At 48.6% G+C, this 21,370-nt stretch carries 19 protein-coding genes and 1 riboswitch; of the genes, 9 read left to right on the top strand and 10 right to left on the bottom strand.

Going from position 1 to position 21,370, the window contains the following annotated elements; genetic code table 11:
• The first annotated feature begins 8 nt into the window (after positions 1–8).
• The 4 genes from H6570_03510 (at position 9) to H6570_03495 (ending at position 2,755) form a co-directional block, all read left to right on the top strand.
• A complete protein-coding gene (locus tag H6570_03510) occupies positions 9–380 on the top strand; it encodes a YraN family protein (protein ID MCB9318324.1) in 372 nt (123 codons plus the stop codon).
• Positions 381–468: 88 nt separating this feature from the next.
• Entirely contained in the window at positions 469–738 is a 270-nt protein-coding gene (locus H6570_03505; GenBank protein ID MCB9318323.1) for a type B 50S ribosomal protein L31, read from the top strand.
• A 128-nt stretch (positions 739–866) separates the two neighbouring features.
• The gene (locus H6570_03500; protein ID MCB9318322.1) at positions 867–2,075 is read left to right on the top strand and encodes a glucose-1-phosphate thymidylyltransferase; all 1,209 of its coding nucleotides are present in this window, start codon (positions 867–869) and stop codon (positions 2,073–2,075) included.
• Positions 2,075–2,755, top strand: coding sequence for a hypothetical protein (locus H6570_03495; protein ID MCB9318321.1), 681 nt, complete (start codon positions 2,075–2,077; stop codon positions 2,753–2,755). The genes H6570_03500 and H6570_03495 overlap by 1 nt, the downstream gene beginning before the upstream one ends.
• 33 nt (positions 2,756–2,788) lie before the next feature.
• Here the strand turns inward: H6570_03495 and H6570_03490 are convergent, their stop codons facing one another.
• The gene (locus H6570_03490) at positions 2,789–5,107 is read right to left on the bottom strand and encodes an acyl-CoA dehydrogenase family protein (protein ID MCB9318320.1); all 2,319 of its coding nucleotides are present in this window, start codon (positions 5,105–5,107) and stop codon (positions 2,789–2,791) included.
• A gap of 222 nt (positions 5,108–5,329) precedes the next feature.
• Here H6570_03490 and fabG point away from each other — a divergent pair, with 222 nt between their 5' ends.
• Positions 5,330–6,067 (top strand): 3-oxoacyl-[acyl-carrier-protein] reductase, encoded by a 738-nt coding sequence (gene fabG, locus H6570_03485; GenBank protein ID MCB9318319.1) that lies wholly within the window; start codon positions 5,330–5,332, stop codon positions 6,065–6,067.
• A gap of 14 nt (positions 6,068–6,081) precedes the next feature.
• On the opposite strand, the gene H6570_03480 is transcribed toward fabG, so the two are convergent.
• Together H6570_03480 and H6570_03475 are read right to left on the bottom strand one after the other, a co-directional pair.
• Complete coding sequence (locus tag H6570_03480; GenBank protein MCB9318318.1) at positions 6,082–6,807, bottom strand: NRDE family protein; 726 nt, start codon at positions 6,805–6,807, stop codon at positions 6,082–6,084.
• A 9-nt stretch (positions 6,808–6,816) separates the two neighbouring features.
• Positions 6,817–7,518, bottom strand: coding sequence for an SDR family oxidoreductase (locus H6570_03475; protein ID MCB9318317.1), 702 nt, complete (start codon positions 7,516–7,518; stop codon positions 6,817–6,819).
• Between the two features lie 120 nt (positions 7,519–7,638).
• On the opposite strand from H6570_03475, the gene H6570_03470 reads away from it, so the two are divergent.
• The 3 genes from H6570_03470 (at position 7,639) to H6570_03460 (ending at position 10,043) form a co-directional block, all read left to right on the top strand.
• Positions 7,639–8,382: an ABC transporter permease gene (locus H6570_03470; GenBank protein MCB9318316.1), complete on the top strand. Its 744-nt coding sequence runs from the start codon at positions 7,639–7,641 to the stop codon at positions 8,380–8,382.
• Between the two features lie 3 nt (positions 8,383–8,385).
• Positions 8,386–9,150, top strand: coding sequence for an ATP-binding cassette domain-containing protein (locus tag H6570_03465; GenBank protein MCB9318315.1), 765 nt, complete (start codon positions 8,386–8,388; stop codon positions 9,148–9,150).
• Between the two features lie 359 nt (positions 9,151–9,509).
• Positions 9,510–10,043 carry an ATP-binding protein gene (locus H6570_03460; protein ID MCB9318314.1) on the top strand — a complete coding sequence of 178 codons (534 nt, stop codon included), beginning with the start codon at positions 9,510–9,512 and terminating at the stop codon, positions 10,041–10,043.
• On the opposite strand, the gene H6570_03455 is transcribed toward H6570_03460, so the two are convergent.
• The 3 genes from H6570_03455 to H6570_03445 are packed head-to-tail and all read right to left on the bottom strand — an operon-like array spanning position 10,003 to position 15,546.
• A complete protein-coding gene (locus tag H6570_03455; protein MCB9318313.1) occupies positions 10,003–11,049 on the bottom strand; it encodes an SMP-30/gluconolactonase/LRE family protein in 1,047 nt (348 codons plus the stop codon). The genes H6570_03460 and H6570_03455 overlap by 41 nt on opposite strands.
• A gap of 53 nt (positions 11,050–11,102) precedes the next feature.
• Positions 11,103–13,883: a formate dehydrogenase subunit alpha gene (fdhF, locus tag H6570_03450; protein MCB9318312.1), complete on the bottom strand. Its 2,781-nt coding sequence runs from the start codon at positions 13,881–13,883 to the stop codon at positions 11,103–11,105.
• Complete coding sequence (locus H6570_03445) at positions 13,867–15,546, bottom strand: NAD(P)H-dependent oxidoreductase subunit E (GenBank protein MCB9318311.1); 1,680 nt, start codon at positions 15,544–15,546, stop codon at positions 13,867–13,869. Before H6570_03445 ends, fdhF begins: the two co-directional genes overlap by 17 nt.
• 195 nt (positions 15,547–15,741) lie before the next feature.
• A riboswitch (TPP riboswitch) is annotated at positions 15,742–15,836 on the top strand.
• A 37-nt stretch (positions 15,837–15,873) separates the two neighbouring features.
• Here H6570_03445 and H6570_03440 point away from each other — a divergent pair.
• Positions 15,874–18,315 carry a TonB-dependent receptor gene (locus H6570_03440; GenBank protein MCB9318310.1) on the top strand — a complete coding sequence of 814 codons (2,442 nt, stop codon included), beginning with the start codon at positions 15,874–15,876 and terminating at the stop codon, positions 18,313–18,315.
• 6 nt (positions 18,316–18,321) lie between these two features.
• On the opposite strand, the gene H6570_03435 is transcribed toward H6570_03440, so the two are convergent.
• The 4 genes from H6570_03435 to queA form a co-directional block, all read right to left on the bottom strand.
• Positions 18,322–18,915, bottom strand: coding sequence for a hypothetical protein (locus H6570_03435; GenBank protein MCB9318309.1), 594 nt, complete (start codon positions 18,913–18,915; stop codon positions 18,322–18,324).
• A gap of 93 nt (positions 18,916–19,008) precedes the next feature.
• Complete coding sequence (locus H6570_03430) at positions 19,009–19,704, bottom strand: (d)CMP kinase (GenBank protein ID MCB9318308.1); 696 nt, start codon at positions 19,702–19,704, stop codon at positions 19,009–19,011.
• Positions 19,705–19,803: 99 nt separating this feature from the next.
• On the bottom strand, positions 19,804–20,025 hold the full coding sequence (locus tag H6570_03425) for a DUF2795 domain-containing protein (GenBank protein MCB9318307.1): 222 nt from the start codon (positions 20,023–20,025) through the stop codon (positions 19,804–19,806).
• A gap of 168 nt (positions 20,026–20,193) precedes the next feature.
• On the bottom strand, positions 20,194–21,258 hold the full coding sequence (gene queA / locus H6570_03420; GenBank protein ID MCB9318306.1) for a tRNA preQ1(34) S-adenosylmethionine ribosyltransferase-isomerase QueA: 1,065 nt from the start codon (positions 21,256–21,258) through the stop codon (positions 20,194–20,196).
• Positions 21,259–21,370: the final 112 nt, after the last annotated feature.

Raw genomic sequence — 21,370 nt, 5'->3', positions numbered from 1 at the left:
CCTAATCCATGGCAAAGCACCTCCAAACCGGTGAATATGGCGAAAAACTGGCATTGGAACTGATCCAGAATATGGGCTGGCCGGTCCTGTCGAAAAACTGGCGTCATGGTCACCTGGAGCTGGATCTCGTTGCCCTGGACGGTGAGATTTTGGTTTTCATCGAGGTGAAAACGCGGCGATCCTTGTATTATGGGACGCCGGAGACCTTTGTAACCCCGGCCAAACAACGTAAGTTGTGGCAGGCTGCCGAAGCTTATATGATCCAGCATAATCACCAGTGGGAGATCCGCTTTGATATTATCGCGATTCACCTTTCTTCCCGTCAGCTTCCAGCCATAAGGCATTACCGGGATGCATTTTGGCCTGGATGGAATGATTAACCGACTATACCCTGATATTTTTTCAAGTCTGAGTATTCCCATATTGAGGAATTTACTTTACCTTTGCACTCCAATAATTGAATTGAAGATGAAAAAAGACTTGCATCCTGGAAATTATCGCCTTGTTGTGTTCAAGGATTTTTCAGTGGATAAAGCTTTCGTTACACGTTCCTGTGCTCCTACCCGTGACACCATCGTTTGGGAAGACGGCAAAGAGTACCCATTGGTCAAAATGGAGATTTCAAGCATGTCACATCCATTTTTCACTGGTAAGATGAAATTTGTAGATACTGCAGGTCGTATTGACAAGTTCAATAAGAAGTTTGCAAACTCCCGATTTGCCAAGAAGGAAGAGTAATCATACAATCCAAAAATGATATAGATGAAAGCTGCTTGGCGACGGGTCAGGCAGCTTTCTTCATTTTATCCAAAATCAATCACACAATGCCACGCAAATTGATGCGTTTTTAAAGCCAAGAAAGGAATATGAGCCGCAACATCATATTGTTTGATGATGATAGTTGGGACTATTTGCTTCCCCTCAGTTTCACCAAACCTGTCGGTGAACTTAGAATTGGCATACTCACCCTGAAGGAAAAATGGGAACAACTCCTGAATGGCAAAGCATCCTACATCACTCAGGATCATCTGGCACAAGCCTATCCACTCAATATCGAAGACGACAATTATCTGGTCAATGCGGCCTACTTGCCTTCACGGGAGCTGATTAAACTGGTTGATCAGTTGAACATCAATGAGGCGATCATGGAGGGTGAAGACCTCATCGCCGCACGGTTTCCCCGCAGTCAATTTGATCTGCTGATCCGGGAAGAGCCGATCCGGGAGCTCAATGGATTTCAGGTCAGTGATACTCCTTTTTTTAAGCTGAACCGGCCCTGGCACTTTTTTCAATACAATGCCATTGCCATGCAGTGGGATGTGGATCTGCTACGGAAAGTCAAAACATTTCAATCGCCCGACGCCAGCAATCAGTTGATCCAGGCAGATCAGATCTTTATCGAGAAAGGCGCCCAGGTGAAACATTCCATCCTGAATGCCGAACAAGGCCCCATCTATATTTGCAAAGGGGCTCAGGTCATGGAAGGGTGCCTGATCCGCGGACCTTTCAGCCTGGGTGAACAGGGTGTTTTAAAAATGGGCACCAAAATCTACGGGCCCACCACCCTGGGACCAGGGTGTACCGGAGGCGGAGAGATCAAGCATACCGTGATGCAGTCCTATTCCAATAAAGGTCATGACGGATACCTTGGAAACTCGGTCATCGGATCGTATTGCAACCTGGGAGCCGGAACCACCATCAGCAATCTTAAAAACACCCTTGATGATGTGTCGGTCTGGAGTTATCCTGAAAACAAATTCATCCCCACCGGCAGCCCTTATTGCGGCACCATCATGGGGGATCACGTCCGCACGGGTATCCAAACCATGCTGACCACCGGAACCGTCGCCGGACCGTATTGCAACTTATTCGGAGATGGCTATTTCCGTAAATTCATACCTCCATTTACCTGGGGTGGCCCGCATGGCTTCCTCACCTATAACCTGTCTAAAGCGCAGGAAGTAGCCGAAGCTGCCCATGCTTCAAAAAATCAGGCTTTCCGCGATCTCGACAGCCGGATTACCGAGGCTGTTTTTCAGAAAACCCAGACCAATCGCGCATCTTATACTTCGTGATGAGAATACCTGCCTGGAAACGATGGTTGAGTTACCTGTGGGAAGTTTCCCTGGAACGAACATCTTCCGATCTGAATCCTCAACTGAACGTAAGTCTGGTCCGGGGAAAATTTCAGTTAAGCACTCAAAATGCCATTTACTCGTTTGATGAGGCCTACGATAATTTCCGGCTTTCATTTATGACCATAGGCTGGGATACCTTTCGCTGTGACCAGGTTCTGGTCCTGGGCTTTGGCTTAGGGTCTATACCGCTTATTTTGCAGAATGTATTCCACCAGGAGGCTGAAATAACGGCGGTAGAATTGGATGAAGCGGTAGTTGAGCTAGCCGTCAAATACACCGCACCAAGACTCCGGAAGCCTATCACCTGGTATGTAACGGATGCCGCCACTTTTGTGGCTCAGGACAACCACAGGTATGACCTCATCTGCATCGATGTCTTTGATAATGCCCGGATCCCCGAGGCTTGCCAGACCATGGACTTTCTGGAAAATTGCCGGAGGCTTCTCAGTCGTGAGGGTCTTATCTTTTACAACTGCCTGGCTTATACAGAAGCTGACCGTCATCATACCAGTCAGTTTTACGACGGCACTTTCAAAACCATCTTCCCGCATGCCACCTACAAAGCGGTAACCGGTAACCACATCCTGATCCAGGATGGCCGGAAGGTCAACCTATGACAATCCATTGTTAAACGGGGGTATACCCAAACATCACCCGATGGCAATCGGAGCTCCCAGCACGACATCCGAAATAGCGAAAGCATCGACCAGTGCAAGGGCATCGACCCGGATATCCGCGCACAATTTTTGCACCATCCGGCGTATAGCCTTGGTCTTGACTGGTTCCAGGTAACCTGCCTCCAGGTACCAGCCTTTGTGCTCGAGAATGGTGTACAATCCATACAACCGGTTTAGTTGCTGTAAGGCAACTTTGATAGCAGGGTCTTCCTGGTCTTCTACCACCTTAACGAATTGTTCCAGAACTTCCCGCTCGACAAATGCCTTTGCCGCGGTGACCATATGCATCTGGCACCGGAGAAATGCATCGTACGCGTCCATGTGTTTTCGAAGGTAGTTTCGCATGCGTTCAGCCACACCCTGTACCAACTTACGCTCCCGGTACCTGAAAGCCGAAAGGAGAAATTCCGAGTCCAGCAGATGGCTGGCATCGGTGTTCCTGGTAATGATAGGGTTTTTCTCCGTCATGGAAGTGGTTACCCGCTCCATGATCAAACGCACCAGCGCCAGATTTCCCTGATCGTGTAATTGCTGACGGAAATCACTCAGCAATCCTTTTGCAACCAGCTGCCATAACACCGTATTGTCCCCTTCAAAGGTGGTAAAAATGTCGGTGTCTCCTTTAAGGTCGGCAAACCGGTTCTCGTACAAATAACCCTTACCACCGCATGCTTCACGGCATTCCTGTAAGGTTTCCACAGCAAAAGAAGTCGTGTATGCTTTTAAGCCGGCGGCTTTTGTTTCCACTTTCCGCAAATCGCCTCCCTGGGCAGCCTGGTATTGACGGGTCAGATCCGTCAATGCAAAATCCAGTGCATAAGCCGTGGCTAATCGTGGCAACAACCGCCATTGATGGGTGGGATAATCCAATAATAATGTCTCAGGCTGATCAGGTCCGGGGCTGAACTGCCTCCTGTGCAAGGCATAACGGATGGCAATGGTCAATCCGGACTTTGCTGCTGACAGCCCTGCCCTGCCAACACAAATGCGCCCTCCCACCAGCGTCGACAACATGGTGAAGAAACGTTTATCCGGATTCTCGATCGGACTGGCATAACTACCATCCTCAGCAACCGATCCAAACCGGTTAAGCAAATTTTCCCTTGGTATTCGTACATCGGTATACCATATTTTGCCATTATCCACCCCATTCAGTCCGATCTTGTATCCATTGTCTTCCACACGGATTCCGGGCAACTCATGCCCCTCATTGTCGCGCATAGGCACCAGAAACGCATGCACTCCATGTGCTGAGCCTAACGTGCTCAATTGAGCAAATACAACTGCCATGCGACTGTGCAATGCATTGCCGATGTACTCCTTATTGGATTCGGGCCCCGATGAATTAATAGTAAATTCACGGGTTGCCGGATCGTACAGGGCGGTCGTCCGGATCCCCCGCACATCAGAACCATGACCCGTTTCAGTCATCGCAAAACACCCCGGCAGGGTAAGTGTTCCGGCATCCCGTAAATAAGCATCGTGGTGCATCTTCGTCCCCAGGTGGAGAATGGCCCCTCCAAACAGACCGAACTGTACACCAAATTTGACCACCAGGCTCAAGTCGTGGTGAGCCAATGTTTCGAAGATTGCAGCATACCTGCCCATATCATTCCGGCCACCGTATGCTTCCGGGTAAGAAATAGCTCCATATCCCTGTTGAGCCAGCATCTTGCACCAGGACAATACCTGCTCGCGATGGCGGTCTTTATCCCGGGTATAGCGGTATTTGAAAGCCGGGTCCTCAAGCAACCGTCGCAGTCGCTGACGCTCTAAAGCATAATCGTCATCGAGTACTGCAGTCATCGCTTTGACACTGAAGGAAGGTTGTTCTTCCGTCTCCAGTGATCCGTAGTTACTAAGTCGTCCAGCGAGAAGCCGGTAGCTCTCTGGATTGGTTACCCCCAATGCCGTCTCCATTTCCTGCAGTGAATCCAAAACCTGATGCAGATGGACCGGATCCATTCCTTTTCTGGCTGCAGCCTCTGCCATTTCAACGCCCAGTTTTGCTAGTGACAATCGCTTCTTACCGGTTAATTTACCAGAGGCCTCCTGCATGGCTTTTATCCAATCCCGGAAAATCTCCTCTCCGGGAGGATTCGCAGGGTCAGCCCATTGGATTAATGCTTTCTTTTCTGCGGGTGTGAGATGGGGCATCCGGCTGATGCGGTCATGGATCAAACTCATCTCGGAAGGGCTGAGAACCGTGTCGGACCATGCTACGTATAGAATTGGCAAAATGGAAAGCATGCCGGGAGTTATCGGACCTGACCAGACTGGAAGTGCAATCATTACAGAGGATTTCCCCTAAAAATAACGTAAATAATGCAATATGACTTTTAAGTCAGACCACGATGTGACCGTGTAATAGAATGACATATTGGTTTCATGCGCATCATTTCTAGCCAGGATGCTGAGCAAATGGATTGGGTAAACCAACCTTGGTCGGCACTGGTTTGGTAGTACGATGAAATACCCATTACTTTGTGGCAGCATGATTAAATCTTTGATAACATGAATGGGAAAGTCACACTCATCACCGGAGGTACCAGGGGCATAGGGAAAGGCCTTGTAGAGGCATTTGTCTCTGCAGGTTCTCATGTTGCCTTCACGTACCGGTCCAGCCACCAGGCATCCGACGAACTCATCGGAGCCATGAAGGATTCCGGCGTCACCATTAAGGGCTATGCATCGGATGCAGCCGATTATACCCAGGCGGAAGCACTGGTTAAGCAGGTACTGGAGGATTTTGGAACTATTGATGTACTGATCAATAATGCCGGCATAACCCGGGACACCCTCATGTTGCGTATGAGCGAAGAACAATGGGACGAGGTCATCCACACCAACCTGAAGTCCGCATTCAACCTCACGAAACAGGTGCTGCGGCCGATGATGAAAGCCCGGAGCGGGTCGATCATCAATATGTCCTCTGTAGTGGGTGTTTTCGGAAATGCGGGTCAGGCAAACTATGCTGCGTCCAAAGCCGGGCTCATCGGATTTACGAAATCAATTGCCAAGGAACTGGGATCCCGAAATATCCGTTGCAATGCTATCGCTCCGGGATTTATCGAAACCGAAATGACGGGAGAACTTTCCGAAGAAACCATGAAACAATACCTGCAAAACATACCGCTGAATCGCCTGGGCAAGGTCGAGGATGTGGCCAAACTGGCACTATTTCTGGCGTCCGATGACTCTTCCTACATTACCGGTCAGGTACTTAGTGTCTGTGGTGGTTTAAACATCTGATACCATCCTGCCAATCATTGATGTTGAAGGGCTGTTAAAGGCAGTGATATCTCTTCCTCAGCATTCTGGATCAATTCTTCGTAATGCATGCTGGTTGTATCCTTTTGGAGAATCACCTGGGTTATACTGACAGTACGCACCACGCCATCGCGATCCATAACCAGGTCATTTGTGGGGTCGCCTACCCGGCCAAAGGTGTGCAGTGCCCTTACCTCTGCTGGTTCATAGTTGCTATGAGTGGACAGCCACTGGTTAAATAAGGCTAGCCGTTGATTCCGTACCGGCAGTGGATATAGTGTGCTTGAGGACCAGATTGCCGGCATAGAAGCATCCAACTGTTTAAAATGAAGGCAATTGTGAACATCCCAGCGAATCTCAGCTAGCTCTACCCCATCCCAGACCACCAGGGTAAATGGTTCTATGTCCTGAAATTCATATCCATGGACAAAATCATTGATGCTTGGATAGTCAAAAAACTGCAGAGCCATCTGCCCGCGGCTTAACCGGTATGGCGGGCGGTGGTGGTGTTTTTCAAAAGCGCCATTGAGGAGGCAAAGTACTTTTCCCGATTGACTTGCTGCAATCCAGGTTCCACCGGCTTTCACATCTTTCGGAAATACAATGACCTCTTCTTCGAGACGGACCCGTGATAATTCGTGGGGAGAACGATCCGGTGCTTCATCGCGGTTCGAAGTAATTACAAATCCACCATTATAGGGCAGGTAGGTGACTGTACACATACAATTAGATTATAAATCGCCCAGTTGCGGCCTCACAATCAACTCCTCGATGTCCGCTGAATCCGACAGGCTTAATATGGATGAAACAATTTTTGCAATATCCCGTGTTTCAATCAATCGCTCATAAGGTAAATCCGCTCCGGACCATGAATCGGACCAGGTGGCGCCGGGCAGGAGTGCCGTTACCTTAATACCGGCCGGCTTCAATTCTTCTCTCAATACTTTAGAGAATCCCAGCAATCCGAATTTCGAAATGGAGTACGATCCGCCATTCGGATAGGCAATGATGCTTGCAATGGAAGCCATATTGATGATGTGGCCGCGGTGGTAGGGCAGCATAGCTGGTAACACGGCACGGGTCATGTTATACACGCCGTATAGATTGGTTTCGATCATTTCTTCCAGCACACCATCTTCTTCCTCCGTTATTTTTCCTGAGATAAAAATCCCGGCATTATTCACCAGTACATCGATACGATCCCATTTACCCAGCACATAATCAACAAAACCTTTTATTTCCTCTTTATTACGGACATTGGTTTCCCGGATCAGGATTTCCGCACCTGTACGGATCTGCAGGAGTTTTTTTTGAGCAGCTATCAGGTCAGTCACCTGCCTCGAACAGAGGGCAAGATCATATCCTTCACCCACCAGTTGTTCTGCAATGGCCAGTCCGATTCCTTTTGTGCCTCCGCTAATGATAGCTCGCATGATCTTTGATATGTGTTACCTTTGACGAAGGAATGGCATGAAAATGGACCACACTTCGTTTTATACGGTTAATAATGGTTTATTTTGTCCCGCAAAGTTACGATCTGAAAAATAAGTAGCATGCTTAAACTGCTGTCGCATTTTGGACGGTTTATCATCATGATGGGCAATGCATTCGCTAAGCCGGAGCGCTGGTCGATGTATTGGAAAGAAACGGTGCGGCAAATGTACGACATCGGTATAGGATCACTGGTGATCGTAGGTTTGATCTCGGTATTCATCGGAGCCGTTACGGCCATCCAATTCTCCTATCAGCTGGATGGCACCCTCATCCCGAGGTATTACATCGGCTACATTGTAAGGGATATAGCGATCATCGAGCTGGCTCCTACCTTCACCTGTCTGGTTTTAGCAGGGAAAGTCGGATCAAACATGGCTGCCGAACTGGGAGGAATGCGCCAGAAGGAACACATCGATGCGATGGAGATCATGGGGGTGAATACGGCCGGCTTTCTGATCATGCCACGGCTGATCGCCGCCATTACCGTTATCCCCATGCTGGTGATTGTTGCTGCATTTCTGGCCGTAGCCGGGGGATATTTGACCATGGTACCGACCCATTTCCTGGCCAGTGAAGAGTACATCCAGGGACTGCGTTCCTTCTTTGTCCCCTTTAACGTTACCCTGATGCTCGTGAAGTCCTTCGTCTTTGCCATCATCCTGACCTGTGTTTCGACTTACCATGGCTATACCGTGACCGGTGGCAGTATAGAATTAGGACGTGCGAGTACCCAGGCCGTTGTTTTAAGCGACATCCTGATCATTCTCGCCGATTATGTTATTGCCGTAGTATTAACGACCTGATCTATGATTCGAGCCGAGCGTATATATAAATCATTTGGTGAACACAATGTCCTGAAGGATATCAGCCTGACGTTTGATACCGGTAAAAACAATCTGATCATTGGCCGAAGTGGTGCAGGTAAAACCGTCTTACTCAAAATCCTGGTAGGTCTTATCCGGCCGGATGAAGGATCCATCTGGTACGATGACGTTGAATTTTCAAGACTCAATAAAAGGCAGTTAAAAACTGTCAGAATGCAGGTCGGCATGCTCTTCCAGGGATCGGCTTTGTTTGATTCCATGACGGTAGAGGAAAATGTTAGGTTCCCTCTGGATATGTTTACCACCCAGACAAAAAAGGAAAAAGATAACCGGGTTAACTGGTGCCTTGAACGGGTCAACCTGGCAGGTAATAATTCAAAATTTCCCTCTGAAATAAGCGGCGGGATGCAAAAACGGGTAGGTATAGCCCGGGCTATCGTACTGAATCCGAAATACCTGTTTTGTGATGAGCCGAACTCAGGATTGGATCCTAAAACCAGTATCCTGATTGATGAGTTGATCAACAGTATTACTGAAGAAAATCATATCACCACCATCATCAATACCCATGATATGAACTCCGTGATGGAAATTGGTGAGAACATTGCCCTACTCCACCAGGGCCGTGTCGCCTGGATCGGTAATAAAGAATCCGTACTGCACAGCGACAATCCGGACATGGAAGATTTTGTTTTCGCATCGCCCTTTCTGCAACGACTTCGCGACCAGGCAGCAGGTAATTCCTAAAAAATTACGGATTTTTATATATATAGCTTTTTTATATTTAAATTTCTTTTTATATTTGGAACGGAGAAGAAAAAAAGCCCGAATTAGACTAGCTAATCCAGGCTCTCTAGACTAAGGTCTCAAAATAAGAAAACTACAATTTGTCTGGGCAGTACAATATTGGATTGAATGATTAGAACCAGTTTAATTCAAACAAGTTTTATGCCAAAAACTTGTAATATGAAGTAAAAATCGGTTTTGTCTTCTTCTGATATTGTACTCTTCCCGGGCATTTTCTACCCGAAGATTTGAAACCCTTTCCATGGGTAAAGATAGAGATTCTGCTTTTCAATTTCAATTTTTTTCCCTACTTCTGTAGAATGATATTTTCGGTTACCGGACCTGAAAGTTCAGGCAAATCGACACTTTGCCACGCCATCCATTTGACTACCAATTGGTTGTGGATTCCGGAATACAGCCGGAATTATCTTAGCCGCCCGCCCGTCAGCTCAACTCCTGAATTAATCCTGCGCATAGCTTCGGCTCAGTCTGCCCTGGAGACCTTACAATGCTATCAGGAAACCTGTACTTTATCCGATACCGATGTCTATACCTTTGCCATCTGGTGGCAGGACAAAGTGGGCAAAGCGTTGCCTCCTCTCCTGGCCCGATGGATGGAAGCTGCACGTAACAGATATCAGCATGTATTTCTTTGTTATCCCGACATGCCCTGGGAAGCAGATCCGCTGCGGGAAGATGAAAACCGCCGTGAAAAGTTATTTCAGGATTATGAATTGTTGCTATCCGGACTTTCAATACCCTACACCATCCTTAACGGGCCCCTGGAAATGCGAAAAATACAGGCTATAGCCATCATTGAGTCCGCTTCTTCAGCAGATTCGTTTCCAGTTTGATCCGCATGATGTAACCATCCGCAGTCATGAACAACTCAGAATAATCACTATTGAAACTACAGTTGGCTGTTGCCTGACCGGTACGTATGATGCCTAGTGGTTCACCCTGAGCATTAATTAACCATACGCCCCCTGGTCCCGTGGCAAACAAAGTACCCGAAGGATGAACCTTCATGCCGTCAGGCAGACCGGGATTATGAACATTAACCTTATCCGTAACATCCATAAAGATCCGTTTGTCGGAGACTTCCCCATTTTCACTAAGCGTATAGGCATACCAAACCGCCTTAAGTGGGTCGGAGTTAGCGATATACAGGGTGCGTTCATCCGGTGATAGAGCAATTCCATTGGGCCGGCTTACCGTATCCAGTAGCACCACTTCACCCGGAGAGTCGACCCGGTATATTCCCTGGAAGGGAATCTCTTTGGAGCTATCCTGCATATTATTGATAAGTCCATAGGGTGGGTCAGTAAAATACATACGACCATGATGATCAAAAATCACATCATTCGGGCTATTGAAACGCTTCCCTTCGTAATGGTCAGCCAGGGTTGCGAATGTAGGCAACGGATTGGACAACGGAGCGTCCAGCTTTGCCACACGACGATCACCATGCTGACAAAGGACGAGTTCTCCTTGCGGATCCAGTGTTAACCCGTTAGAACCCATTTCGCCGGGCCGGGGCACAATTCCTGTGTATCCGCTTGGCTTCAGCCATTCCCAGGATCCTTTGCCATCCTGCCAGGCGAAGACCGTATTTTCAGGAACATCTGAAAAGACATAATAGCCTTCGTCAGCCAGCCAAACAGGCCCTTCCGTCCAGTTGTACCCACTATCAAGCACTTCAATGACCGCTTCCCGCGCTATGTATTCATTGATGCGCAAATCCAGTCTTTCCACGGTGCCTGTCGTAGAATAGGGACTGACTGCTGTTTCTTTAGGCGATTCACCCGATGAACAGGCAAAGAGGTTAACCACCAGAATCACTGAACCCAGCCATCTCATCATGATTGAGGTATTTTTTCAAGCTGAAGTTACGGAAATTTACCCAGGCAATATCACGCAGACACAGTATGACGATATTTACCTTTCGATTTCCGGATGCGCACAGAAACTACTTTGTATTCCGGGCATTTAGCCTCTGAATCGTGGATGTCCGAAGTTATGTTATTGACCATTATTTCCGGAAAATGAAAGGTCGTACTCAATATACCTGCATTGACTTCATCAGTCACTTTAGCTTTTATATCCACCTTACCACGGGGTGATTCGACACAGACCATATCTCCGGCAGCAATACCATGATTTGCTGCGTCATCCGGGTGGATCAATAAATAGTCTTCCGTAAGGATTTCCACATTTTTAGTACGCCGCGTCATGGCGCCACAATTATAGTGTTCCAGCTCGCGGTTAGTGGTCAATATGTAGGGATAATCTTTTTCAAATTCAGACCGCTCCGGAGATTCTTGAAATCCGTGAAATTCAAACTTGCCTTTGCCCCGTTTGAACGACTCCACATGAATGATCTTTGAATCGGTACCATCTTCGGCGACTGGCCATTGCTTGCCATTGGTACCCAGATCCTCCCAGCGAATACCTGCAAAAAACGGAACGATGCCGGCAATTTCGGCCAGTACTGCTGGGGCAGAATAATCTGGCTGCGGATATCCCATGCGTTGCATGATCTCGACAATAATCTGACCATCCGGTTTCGTGCCCGGTAATGGATCTATTACCTGGTTTACCCGCTGTACCCGACGCTCTCCATTGGTAAAGGTTCCGCTCTTCTCCAGAAAAGAAGATGCCGGCAGGACTACGTCGGCATATTTTGCAGTTTCTGTCATAAATAATTCCTGAACCACAACCAGATCGATGGCATCGAGCGCCCGGATCACTTTTTGGGTGTTTGGATCTGTCTGCACCACGTCTTCCCCAATGATCCAGATGGCTTTTAGTTTGTTTTGCAGGGCAGCATCAAACATCTCCGGTATCTTGTACCCAATGTGCTGCGGCAATTGCACGCCATAATACGACTCATACCGATTGCGTACATCCTCGCGGGTTATGTCGAGATACCCGGCGCCCTGGTGTGGCTGCACACCCATATCTGCCGACCCCTGGACATTATTCTGGCCGCGCAATGGGTTAACGCCCACTCCCGGCCGGCCAATATTCCCGGTCAGCATTGCCAGTTCAGCGATCTGCATCACGGTGAATGTTCCCTGAGAATGTTCCGTAACCCCAAGGCCATGAAACGACATGGCATTGGGCGCAGATGCATATGCGATCGCTGCTTCGCGAACCAATCCCCGGGGCACGCCGGATATAGCCTCCATCGTGTCCATATCGAGGCTTAACAGAGCTTCAGTGAACGACCGGTACCCTTCCGTACGATGATCAATAAAATCCTGATCCACCAGGCCCTCCTGCACGATGTAATACATCATCATATTAAGTACTGCAACATTGGTCCCCGGGCGCAATTGAAGATGGTAGGTCGCGTATTTTGCCAGCTCGGTCTCTCGGGGATCGATGACGATGGTGGTCACCCCTTGCATGGCTTTTTGTTTCATCCGTGCCCCGGTAACCGGGTGCGCGTCGGTTGGGTTTGCACCAATAACCAATATGCAATTGGTGTGATTAAGATCCTCTACGGAATTGGTGGCCGCACCGGTACCGAACGTACGTTGCATCCCAAGTGCAGTGGGTGAATGGCAGACCCGGGCACATCCGTCAATGTTATTGGTCCCCACCACGGCCCGGATAAACTTCTGCATCAGGTAATTTTCTTCATTGGTGCACCGGGATGAAGAGATCCCGGCAATGGCATCGGCGCCATAATCTGAAATATAGGTGTTCAATCGGCCAATGATGTAGTCATAAGCCTCATCCCAGGTAGCCTCCTCAAACCGGCCATTACGTTTGATCAACGGATGGCGCAAGCGTTCCGGATGGTTGTAAAACTGGAATGCGTAGCGCCCTTTCAAACAGGTGTGCCCGTGATTGACTTCGGCATCATAGGGTGCACGTATGGATAAGATCTCATTCTCACCCCGGGTCGATACCTCCAGGTTGCACCCTACCCCGCAATACGTGCAAACCGTCCTGGTCTTTTCCGTTGCAAGGATTGCCTTGGATTGGAATACATCGCTGATAGCGGATGTCGGGCAGGCCTGGGCACAGGCACCACAGCTTACACAATCGGATTCTACAAATTGTTTATTTGCTCCTTTTACAATATGAGCGTCAAATCCGCGTCCGGCCATGGTCAATACAAATTGCCCCTGTACTTCATCACAGGCACGGACGCAACGATAGCAATTGATGCATTTCGACAGGTCCGATACCATATAGGGATGGCTCAAATCCTTAGAGCGATCCGTATGCTGGGCTCCGGCCGGATAACGTACTTCCCGGATCCCTACCTGAGCGGCTACGTGCTGCAATTCGCAGTTGCCGTTCACCTCACAGGTCAGGCAATCTAACGGGTGGTCGGTGAGCACCAGTTCCAGAATATTTTTACGCAACCGTTGTACTTTGTGGGAAGTTGGGAACAAATGCATCCCAGGCATGAGTGGTGTGTGACAGGATGCTACCATTTTCCGGGGACCGGAAGCATTTTGAGCAACCTCAACACTGCACACCCTGCAGGAACCAAAAGGATCAAGATTCGGCGCATCACACAGAGTTGGCACCAAATGCGTTCCAAGATTGCGACGAATGAACTGAAGCATGGTCTCCCCTTTCTGATAAGCGTAAGGTTTACCATCAATAAATGCCACTGCTCCATTTTCCTCTTTTGTGGCGAATCGCTTCTTTTCCTTAGGTGTGACTAACATCAGACAAAATTATTCTGGGTTTGAAATAAGGTTCGAGTTCCTTTTTGAAATACATGAGTGCATTACGTACCGGCAGAGGAATGCCTCCTCCATGGGCACACAATGAACCGGACTCCAGAGTGAAGAGCAGATCATCCAATAAAACAGGATCAATCTCTTGCTCTCCGGCAGCAGCCCGGGTAAATAGTTCTTCCGCACGCTTGGTGCCTAGCCGGCATGGGAAGCATTTTCCGCAGCTTTCGTGGGCGGCAAATCGAAACAGGTCTGCCAGGTAGCTTATGAGAGGCAATGATTGCGGGATTGCAATAAATGAGGCGTGCCCCAGCAAAAATCCGGCCTGAGCGAAGGATTCAAAATCAATCGTTAGCTCTGAGAATTTGTTAGCCGGTACCAGACCTCCCAGCGGCCCTCCAATGTGTAAAGCCTTCACCGGGATTCGGAATCCTCCTGCGTGATCGATGACAGCTTGTAACGGTGTTCCCATCTCTACTTCGTAGATCCCCGGCTGCATAAAATGGCCGTCCAGGCTTAGCAATTTGGTGCCGGGAGAAGCATCCGTCCCTAAGGAAGCGTAATAATTACCACCATCCACCAGTGTGGTCGGAAGAACAGCCAGCGTTTCTACATTATTGACAACGGTAGGCTTACCGAACAATCCCGATTGAGCAGGGTAAGGTGGGCGTACGCGTACTTCCGGTCGTTGACCCTCAATGGAATTAATCAAAGCTGTTTCTTCGCCACAGATGTAGGCGCCCCTGGCCTGGATGATCTTGAACCGGAATCCAAATCCACTTTCAGGCACATCATTTCCGGCCAATCCAGCCCGACGGAAATCTTGTACAGCCTGCTCCATAATGCGAATGGACTCCGGATATTCTGCCCGGATATAGAGCACACCCCATGACGCTCCGGTCACATATCCTGCAATGAGCATCCCCAATAACAGTCGATGTGGCTGATGCTCGAGCAAATAACGATCCGAATAAGCTCCCGGGTCACCTTCATCGGCATTACAAATAACAAACTTCGTTTCTCCGGAAGCTTGCCTGCAGAAGGCCAGTTTTTGTCCGATCGGAAATCCTGCACCTCCTCTCCCCCGCAGTCCGGAAATCTGGATCGCAGTCAGGATTTCTTCCGGATTAGTCTGCAATACCTGCCCGAGAGTTGCAATGCATTCGTCCAGAGTCAAATCGTTTTGGGTAAGGATTGCCGGCCCTGTTGAAACTACGGAATAACGATCTCCAGATGTTGCCTTTCCGGCCACAATGGCATCCAGGTGCCTGATGGCTGTACCCGAGTAATTGTTCCCACCAAACTGAAAAGCGGCATTTTCGTGACACCGTCCCAGGCAGCACATCTCTCCAATGGCCTCCGCTGGAAAAAATCGGGTTAATTGTTCATGGACATGGGGCTGTGTCCCGGCGTTCAGGCAGGCAGATCCATTGCATACATAAACCTGCTTGCCTTTATTTTCAGGTCTCAGTAAGTCATAGAAGGTAGCTACGCCGTAGGTATTGGCTGTCCCGATCAGAAAGGATTTAGCCAATTCTTCGAGTTGTCCGGGATCGGGAGTACCATCCTCCTCACCAAGCTTCCCCAGCTGCTCAAACAATCCCCGATCAAGACCTTTTCTCCCTGAGAGCGCACTCAAATTCTTAGACATATTCTTTGCTCTTTATCCGCATCAAATGGTATGAAGATAGTCAATTTATTGTTCGATATCCAGTCCATTAAGGTGTTCACCGCATTTCCAACCGCCTGACAATCCAGTCTGCAAAAAATATTCCGTCTCCAGGCGGATTGTCTGAAAAAGGTGTAAAAACTAGTGATAGAATGACGGATGTATTACCTTTATTGCCGAGATCAAGTGGGGTGCCGTACATAAACCGGCTGAGATCAAACCCAATGAACCTGCCCAGGTAATGCTGGGAAGGGAAATGCCAGGAGCTACCCCAGCTTACTGGATTAGGTAGCTCAAAAATATTTTAACGTGAAAATCCGCGTACTGGTGGCTTGGCATCTATTAGCTGTTGCCGTTGGCCAAGCACAAAATCTGTCCGGGGTCATTGTCGATGATTCCGGTGTTCCGATCGCTCATGTATTCATTGAAAATCTTACCAATGAGGCACAGGCTCTCTCGGCAGAAGACGGAACCTTCCGATTACCTGTAACCCATCTGCCGGCAGAGATCCGCTTACAGCATCTCAGTTTCGAAGACAAGATTATCCGGCTGGATTCAATACCTTCGGCTACGCTTCATATTCAGCTGCAGCCTGCTTCCCTGACTCTGGACCCGGTGGAGGTGATCCACCACTGGGCCACTGGAAAAACCCCGATGACGTATACCAATTATCCAGGGGCAGAGATTCAAAAACAAAATACCGGGCAGGATATGCCCTATCTGTTACGGTATACGCCCTCCCTGTGGGTCAATTCGGATGCCGGAAATGGAATCGGTTACACCAGCATGCGGATCCGTGGCTCCGATCCTACGCGTATCAACGTCACCATCAATGGAGTTCCACTGAATGATCCGGAATCGCAATATGTATTCTGGGTTGATCTGCCGGATTTCGCATCCAGCACCAAGCAAATGCAGATCCAGCGCGGTGTGGGTACTTCAACGAATGGAGCAGGAGCATTTGGCGCGAGCATAAACCTCAACACCCAGTCTTTTACGACTGGCCCTCAGGCACGCATCACCGGATCTCTGGGCTCGTTCAATACCCGGAGGGCCTCTGCTGAAGTCAGCACAGGCCTGATTAACAACCATTTTCAAATGGACGGAAGGCTTTCAACCATTCACTCCGATGGCTATATTGACCGGGCACGGGCAGATCTGAGATCTTACTACCTCAGCGCAGCTTACTTAAACCGGAATACGTCCCTTAGATTCCTGCATTTTTCAGGCAAAGAGAATACTTACCAAGCCTGGGATGGTGTTCCTGCCACCTATATCGACGATCCCCAGCTCCGCCGCTACAATTCAGCCGGGTCGGAGCGCCCGGGCTCTCCCCATCCTAACGAAATTGATGACTACCAGCAAAGCCATTATCAGGCGATATGGAATCAAAAACTGTCGGTTTTCATGGATCTTAATGTCACCCTGCATTATACCAAGGGATATGGTTATTTTGAACAATACAAAGCGGATCAACTTCTCTCCGACTACGGGATAACCGATCCAACCGGCCAGCACCTAACCACGAATCTGATCCGGCGACGCTGGCTTGATAATGACTTTTATGGCGCACTTGCTTCCTGGGCTTTGCACACAGCCAAAGGAATGACCTGGACATTGGGTGCAGCCGGAAATGATTACCTGGGGAACCATTACGGCGAGGTCATTTGGGCCAGTTTTATGGGGGATGCCGAACAGGGCTTTAGATACTATGACAATGATGCCAGAAAACGCGATCTCAGTGCCTATAGTAAATGGGAAATACCTCTGACCAGACAGTTGCAAAGTTACCTGGATCTGCAAGTCAGGCAGGTCTACTATGATTTCCTCGGGACCGGCCAGGATGGGCGACCATTGAGGCAATCGGTCCAGCTTCCTTTTTTCAACCCAAAGGCAGGATTGTCCTGGGTACCCAGTGCACACCACCGGGCTTATCTATCTTTTGCGGTAGGACATAAAGAGCCTAACCGGGATGATTATACGGAAAGCAGCAGTTCCCAGCATCCCCTGCCGGAATCCCTTTACAACACCGAGCTGGGCTGGGACTGGTCGGGTGCCAGGGCTTCTCTTGGCGCCAACATTTACCATATGTACTATGTTAATCAACTGGTGTTAAATGGTCAAATCAACGATGTGGGCGCCTATACCCGCATCAATATCCCAAAGAGCTACCGGGCAGGAATAGAGGTTCAATCCCAGTGGCAACCCTTGGAAAAACTTGAAATCATCACCAACCTGACCTGGAGCCAAAACCGGGTCAGAAAATTTACCGATTATGTGGATGATTGGGATGCCGGTGGACAGATCCCCGTTGAATATCGTAACACCAGTCTATCCTTCTCACCACAATGGGTCAACAATCAGCAAATCCGGTATTACCTTCAGGGCAACAAAGAAGCAAGCCGCAACATCCTGGTCCAATGGGCGTGGAACCACGTCAGCCGTCAAAACCTCGACAATACACAACAAAAAGAAGCATCGATCCCGGGATATTGGGTAAATGACCTGGCCTTGATCGGATCAATCCCGGTGAAAAACGGGCCGCAGATCGGCTGGAATATCCAGGTACAAAATTTATGGAATACCCTGTACACAACCAATGGCTGGGTTTATCGGTTCAGTTCAGCCGGATACGATCCGCGACCCGATGATCCTTATGCACAACTGGAATCGGGCACCCGGTATCATCTGGCCGGTTATTACCCGCAAGCAACCAGGCAGGTGCTGGCTTCATTGACCCTGACCTGGTAGGTGTGCCTAGAAGTTGTAATTAAACCCGAAGCGGTATTCCCAGGGTATGATGGCGCTGTTTGGGTCGGCAAGGGTATTGTAGACAATGGATATCTCTGTACCAAATTGTCCGGTTCCACCGGTACTGTAACCAGCTCCGACATAAAGTCTGGGTTCCGATGCACGTTCCGTGATGATCTTATTGGAGAGGGGGTCCACACTGACAGGATTTTCAAGGCTGTAATAGTCGCCTTCAACATGCGCGAACAAACCACGAAATATTTTAAAACGGGAAAACAGACCACCGCCTACAGATATTGTATTGTATCTGAGTACGGGTGAACCAAAAAATTCCTGATAGCGACCGCTGTTGTAGAAAAAATCGATACGTGGTCCGACCGAAAGGCTTTCAAAAATCTTATATCCTGCTAATGGAGCCAGTCCAATACCGAAATTGGAGTTGCTCAGCGACAGGGACAGTCCTCCACCATACCAGAGGTTATCGGTCCACTCGGTCTTCTTGACCGGGGCCCGCCGGCTGGATGAGCTTCGGCTTTGCGCCTGCCCATTGATAGCAAAAAGCAAGGCGACAAGCATGCACAGGTAATAATTGGTTTTCATATTCCCATTTTGGTGATAAACGCATTTCAAGTATAAATGTAATCTCCTTCCGCACCCTTTATCATAGAATTAACACATCGTCCAACCATGTTGTCATGCCTTTTCGGTCATTCCCCATTGATCCCGGATGCGATCGACGATGAGAGCCTGCTGGTCCAGGATGGTCAGATCGCTGTTGTCGATCTCCCAGGCGTCCTTCGCTTTACGCAAGGGACTGATCTCGCGGTGAGAATCGATGTAGTCCCGTTTTAATAGATTTTCCTGGACTTCTCCCCGTGTGGTCATAACGCCCTTAAGCATCAATTCCTGAAATCTCCTGTCGGTACGTACTTCCAGCGAGGCGGTTAGAAAAATTTTTAGCTCTGCTTCAGGAAAGACAACGGTGCCTATGTCCCTTCCTTCCATCACGATGCGCTTACCCTTTCCCATCGACCTCTGCAGAGCGACAACTTTCTCACGGACATCTCCAAAAACACTCACCTCACTGACTTCCTGATTTACCTCGGCTGAACGGATAACTGTTTCCACATCCTGTCCGTTCAGCAGGGTACGATTCAGCTGATGGTGGTTTTCGAAGGTAATCGCGATCTGATCCAGGGCTTCTTCCCGATCCGGTTTATGACGCCAATCCACCTGATTTTTGAGAAAATACCAGGTGACGGCACGATACATGGCACCGGTATCGATGTGGCGGTAATTCAATGTCCTTGCGAGGGATTTCGCCAGGGACGATTTACCGCAAGATGCAAATCCATCGATAGCAACAATAATGTCTTTAGCCGGTGTCATGCGTTAAAAATACAATCTTGGAAGCAGGCAGGCGGATACAGGGCTTTGTTTTTGTCCCAATTGTGCAAATACGGCAGATTTCCAGCTGTGACAGCCGAATTAGTATTCGTCTTCGTTAAAGAGAAAGTCGTCTTTGCGTGGATAGTCCGGCCAAATGTCTTCGATGCTCTCGTAGATCTCTCCTTCGTCCTCCATCTCCTGCAGATTCTCAATAACCTCAAGTGGAGCCCCGGAGCGAATAGCATAATCAATCAACTCGTCTCTGGTAGCAGGCCAGGGAGCCTCTTCCAAATGGTAAGCCAATTCAAGCGTCCAATACATATAGTCAACGAGATTAAAGGTTAATCAAAAAATTTCATGTGGTAAACTATGTACTGAGCGAAATAGTTTCCCCCATTCATTTTGCCGCAAATGTATTAAAGAAAATCACTGAAACAACATCCCAGCCCTAAAAAATTGGGAAACTTTACCTAAGAGTGGTTTCCTTGATCAAAGGATCAACATCGCATCTCCATAAGAATAGAAGCGATATTTTTCCTTGATGGCTTCCTGGTATGCGTCCATGATCAAATCATACCCGCCAAAAGCCGATACCATGATCATCAGACTGGATTTTGGCAAATGGAAGTTGGTGATCATTGCATTGGCGATGGAAAAATCGTACGGAGGATAAATAAACAAATTTGTCCAGCCTTCGGAAGGCTTCAGAAGACCATTGGCCGAAACTGCCGACTCGATGGATCGCATGGAGGTGGTACCCACACTGCATACACGTTTTCCGCCCTGTTTTGCTTTATTCACCACCTGGACCGCCTTATCATCAACCCTAAAATATTCGGCATCCATCTTGTGCTTTGAAAGATCTTCCACATCAATGGTGCGAAATGTTCCCAGTCCCACATGGAGGGTGATCTCTGCAAAGTTTACGCCTTTGATTTCCAATCGCTTCATCAGCTCTTTACTGAAATGGAGTCCGGCGGTAGGTGCGGCAACGGCTCCCTCCACTTTGGCATACACGGTTTGATACCGGTCCACATCGAGATCTTCAGCCAGACGTTTGATGTATTTCGGAAGCGGGGTGGTACCCAGCGCTTTCAACTCATTCTGGAAATCTTCGTCAGAGCCATCGTAAAAGAAACGGATCGTCCGCCCACGAGAGGTGGTATTGTCCACCACTTCGGCGACCAAAACCTCATTGCCATTCTTGTCATGGAAATAAAGTTTATTGCCTACGCGGATCTTCCGGGCCGGGTCCACGAGCACATCCCACAAACGGGCATCCTTGTTCAGCTCACGCAGCAGGAAGACTTCGATCTTGGCACCTGTCTTCTCTTTACGTCCGAACATCCGGGCGGGAAAAACTTTGGTATTGTTGAAGATCAGTGCGTCGTCCTCATCAAAATAATTGAGTAGATCCTTAAAGATCTTATGCTCGATTTTACCGGATTCCCGGTGTATGACCATCAGTCGAGACTCATCCCGTTCTTTTGCTGGTGATTGAGCAATCAATTCAGCTGGCAGTTCAAAATTGAAATTGGATAGTTTCGACCTCATGTGCTTCGGATTTTGCAAAATTTCGGCAAAAATAAACATTCAATGAGACAATCCAATTGAAATTGGCAGTTAACTCACTGGTTTTTAGCTGAAAATACCATGCATTCATCGA

Source organism: Lewinellaceae bacterium, from assembly GCA_020636135.1.
Taxonomy (GTDB): domain Bacteria; phylum Bacteroidota; class Bacteroidia; order Chitinophagales; family Saprospiraceae; genus JAGQXC01.
The sequence above is the reverse complement of the archived record's forward strand: the minus strand, read 5'-3'. Positions and strand labels throughout refer to the sequence as shown.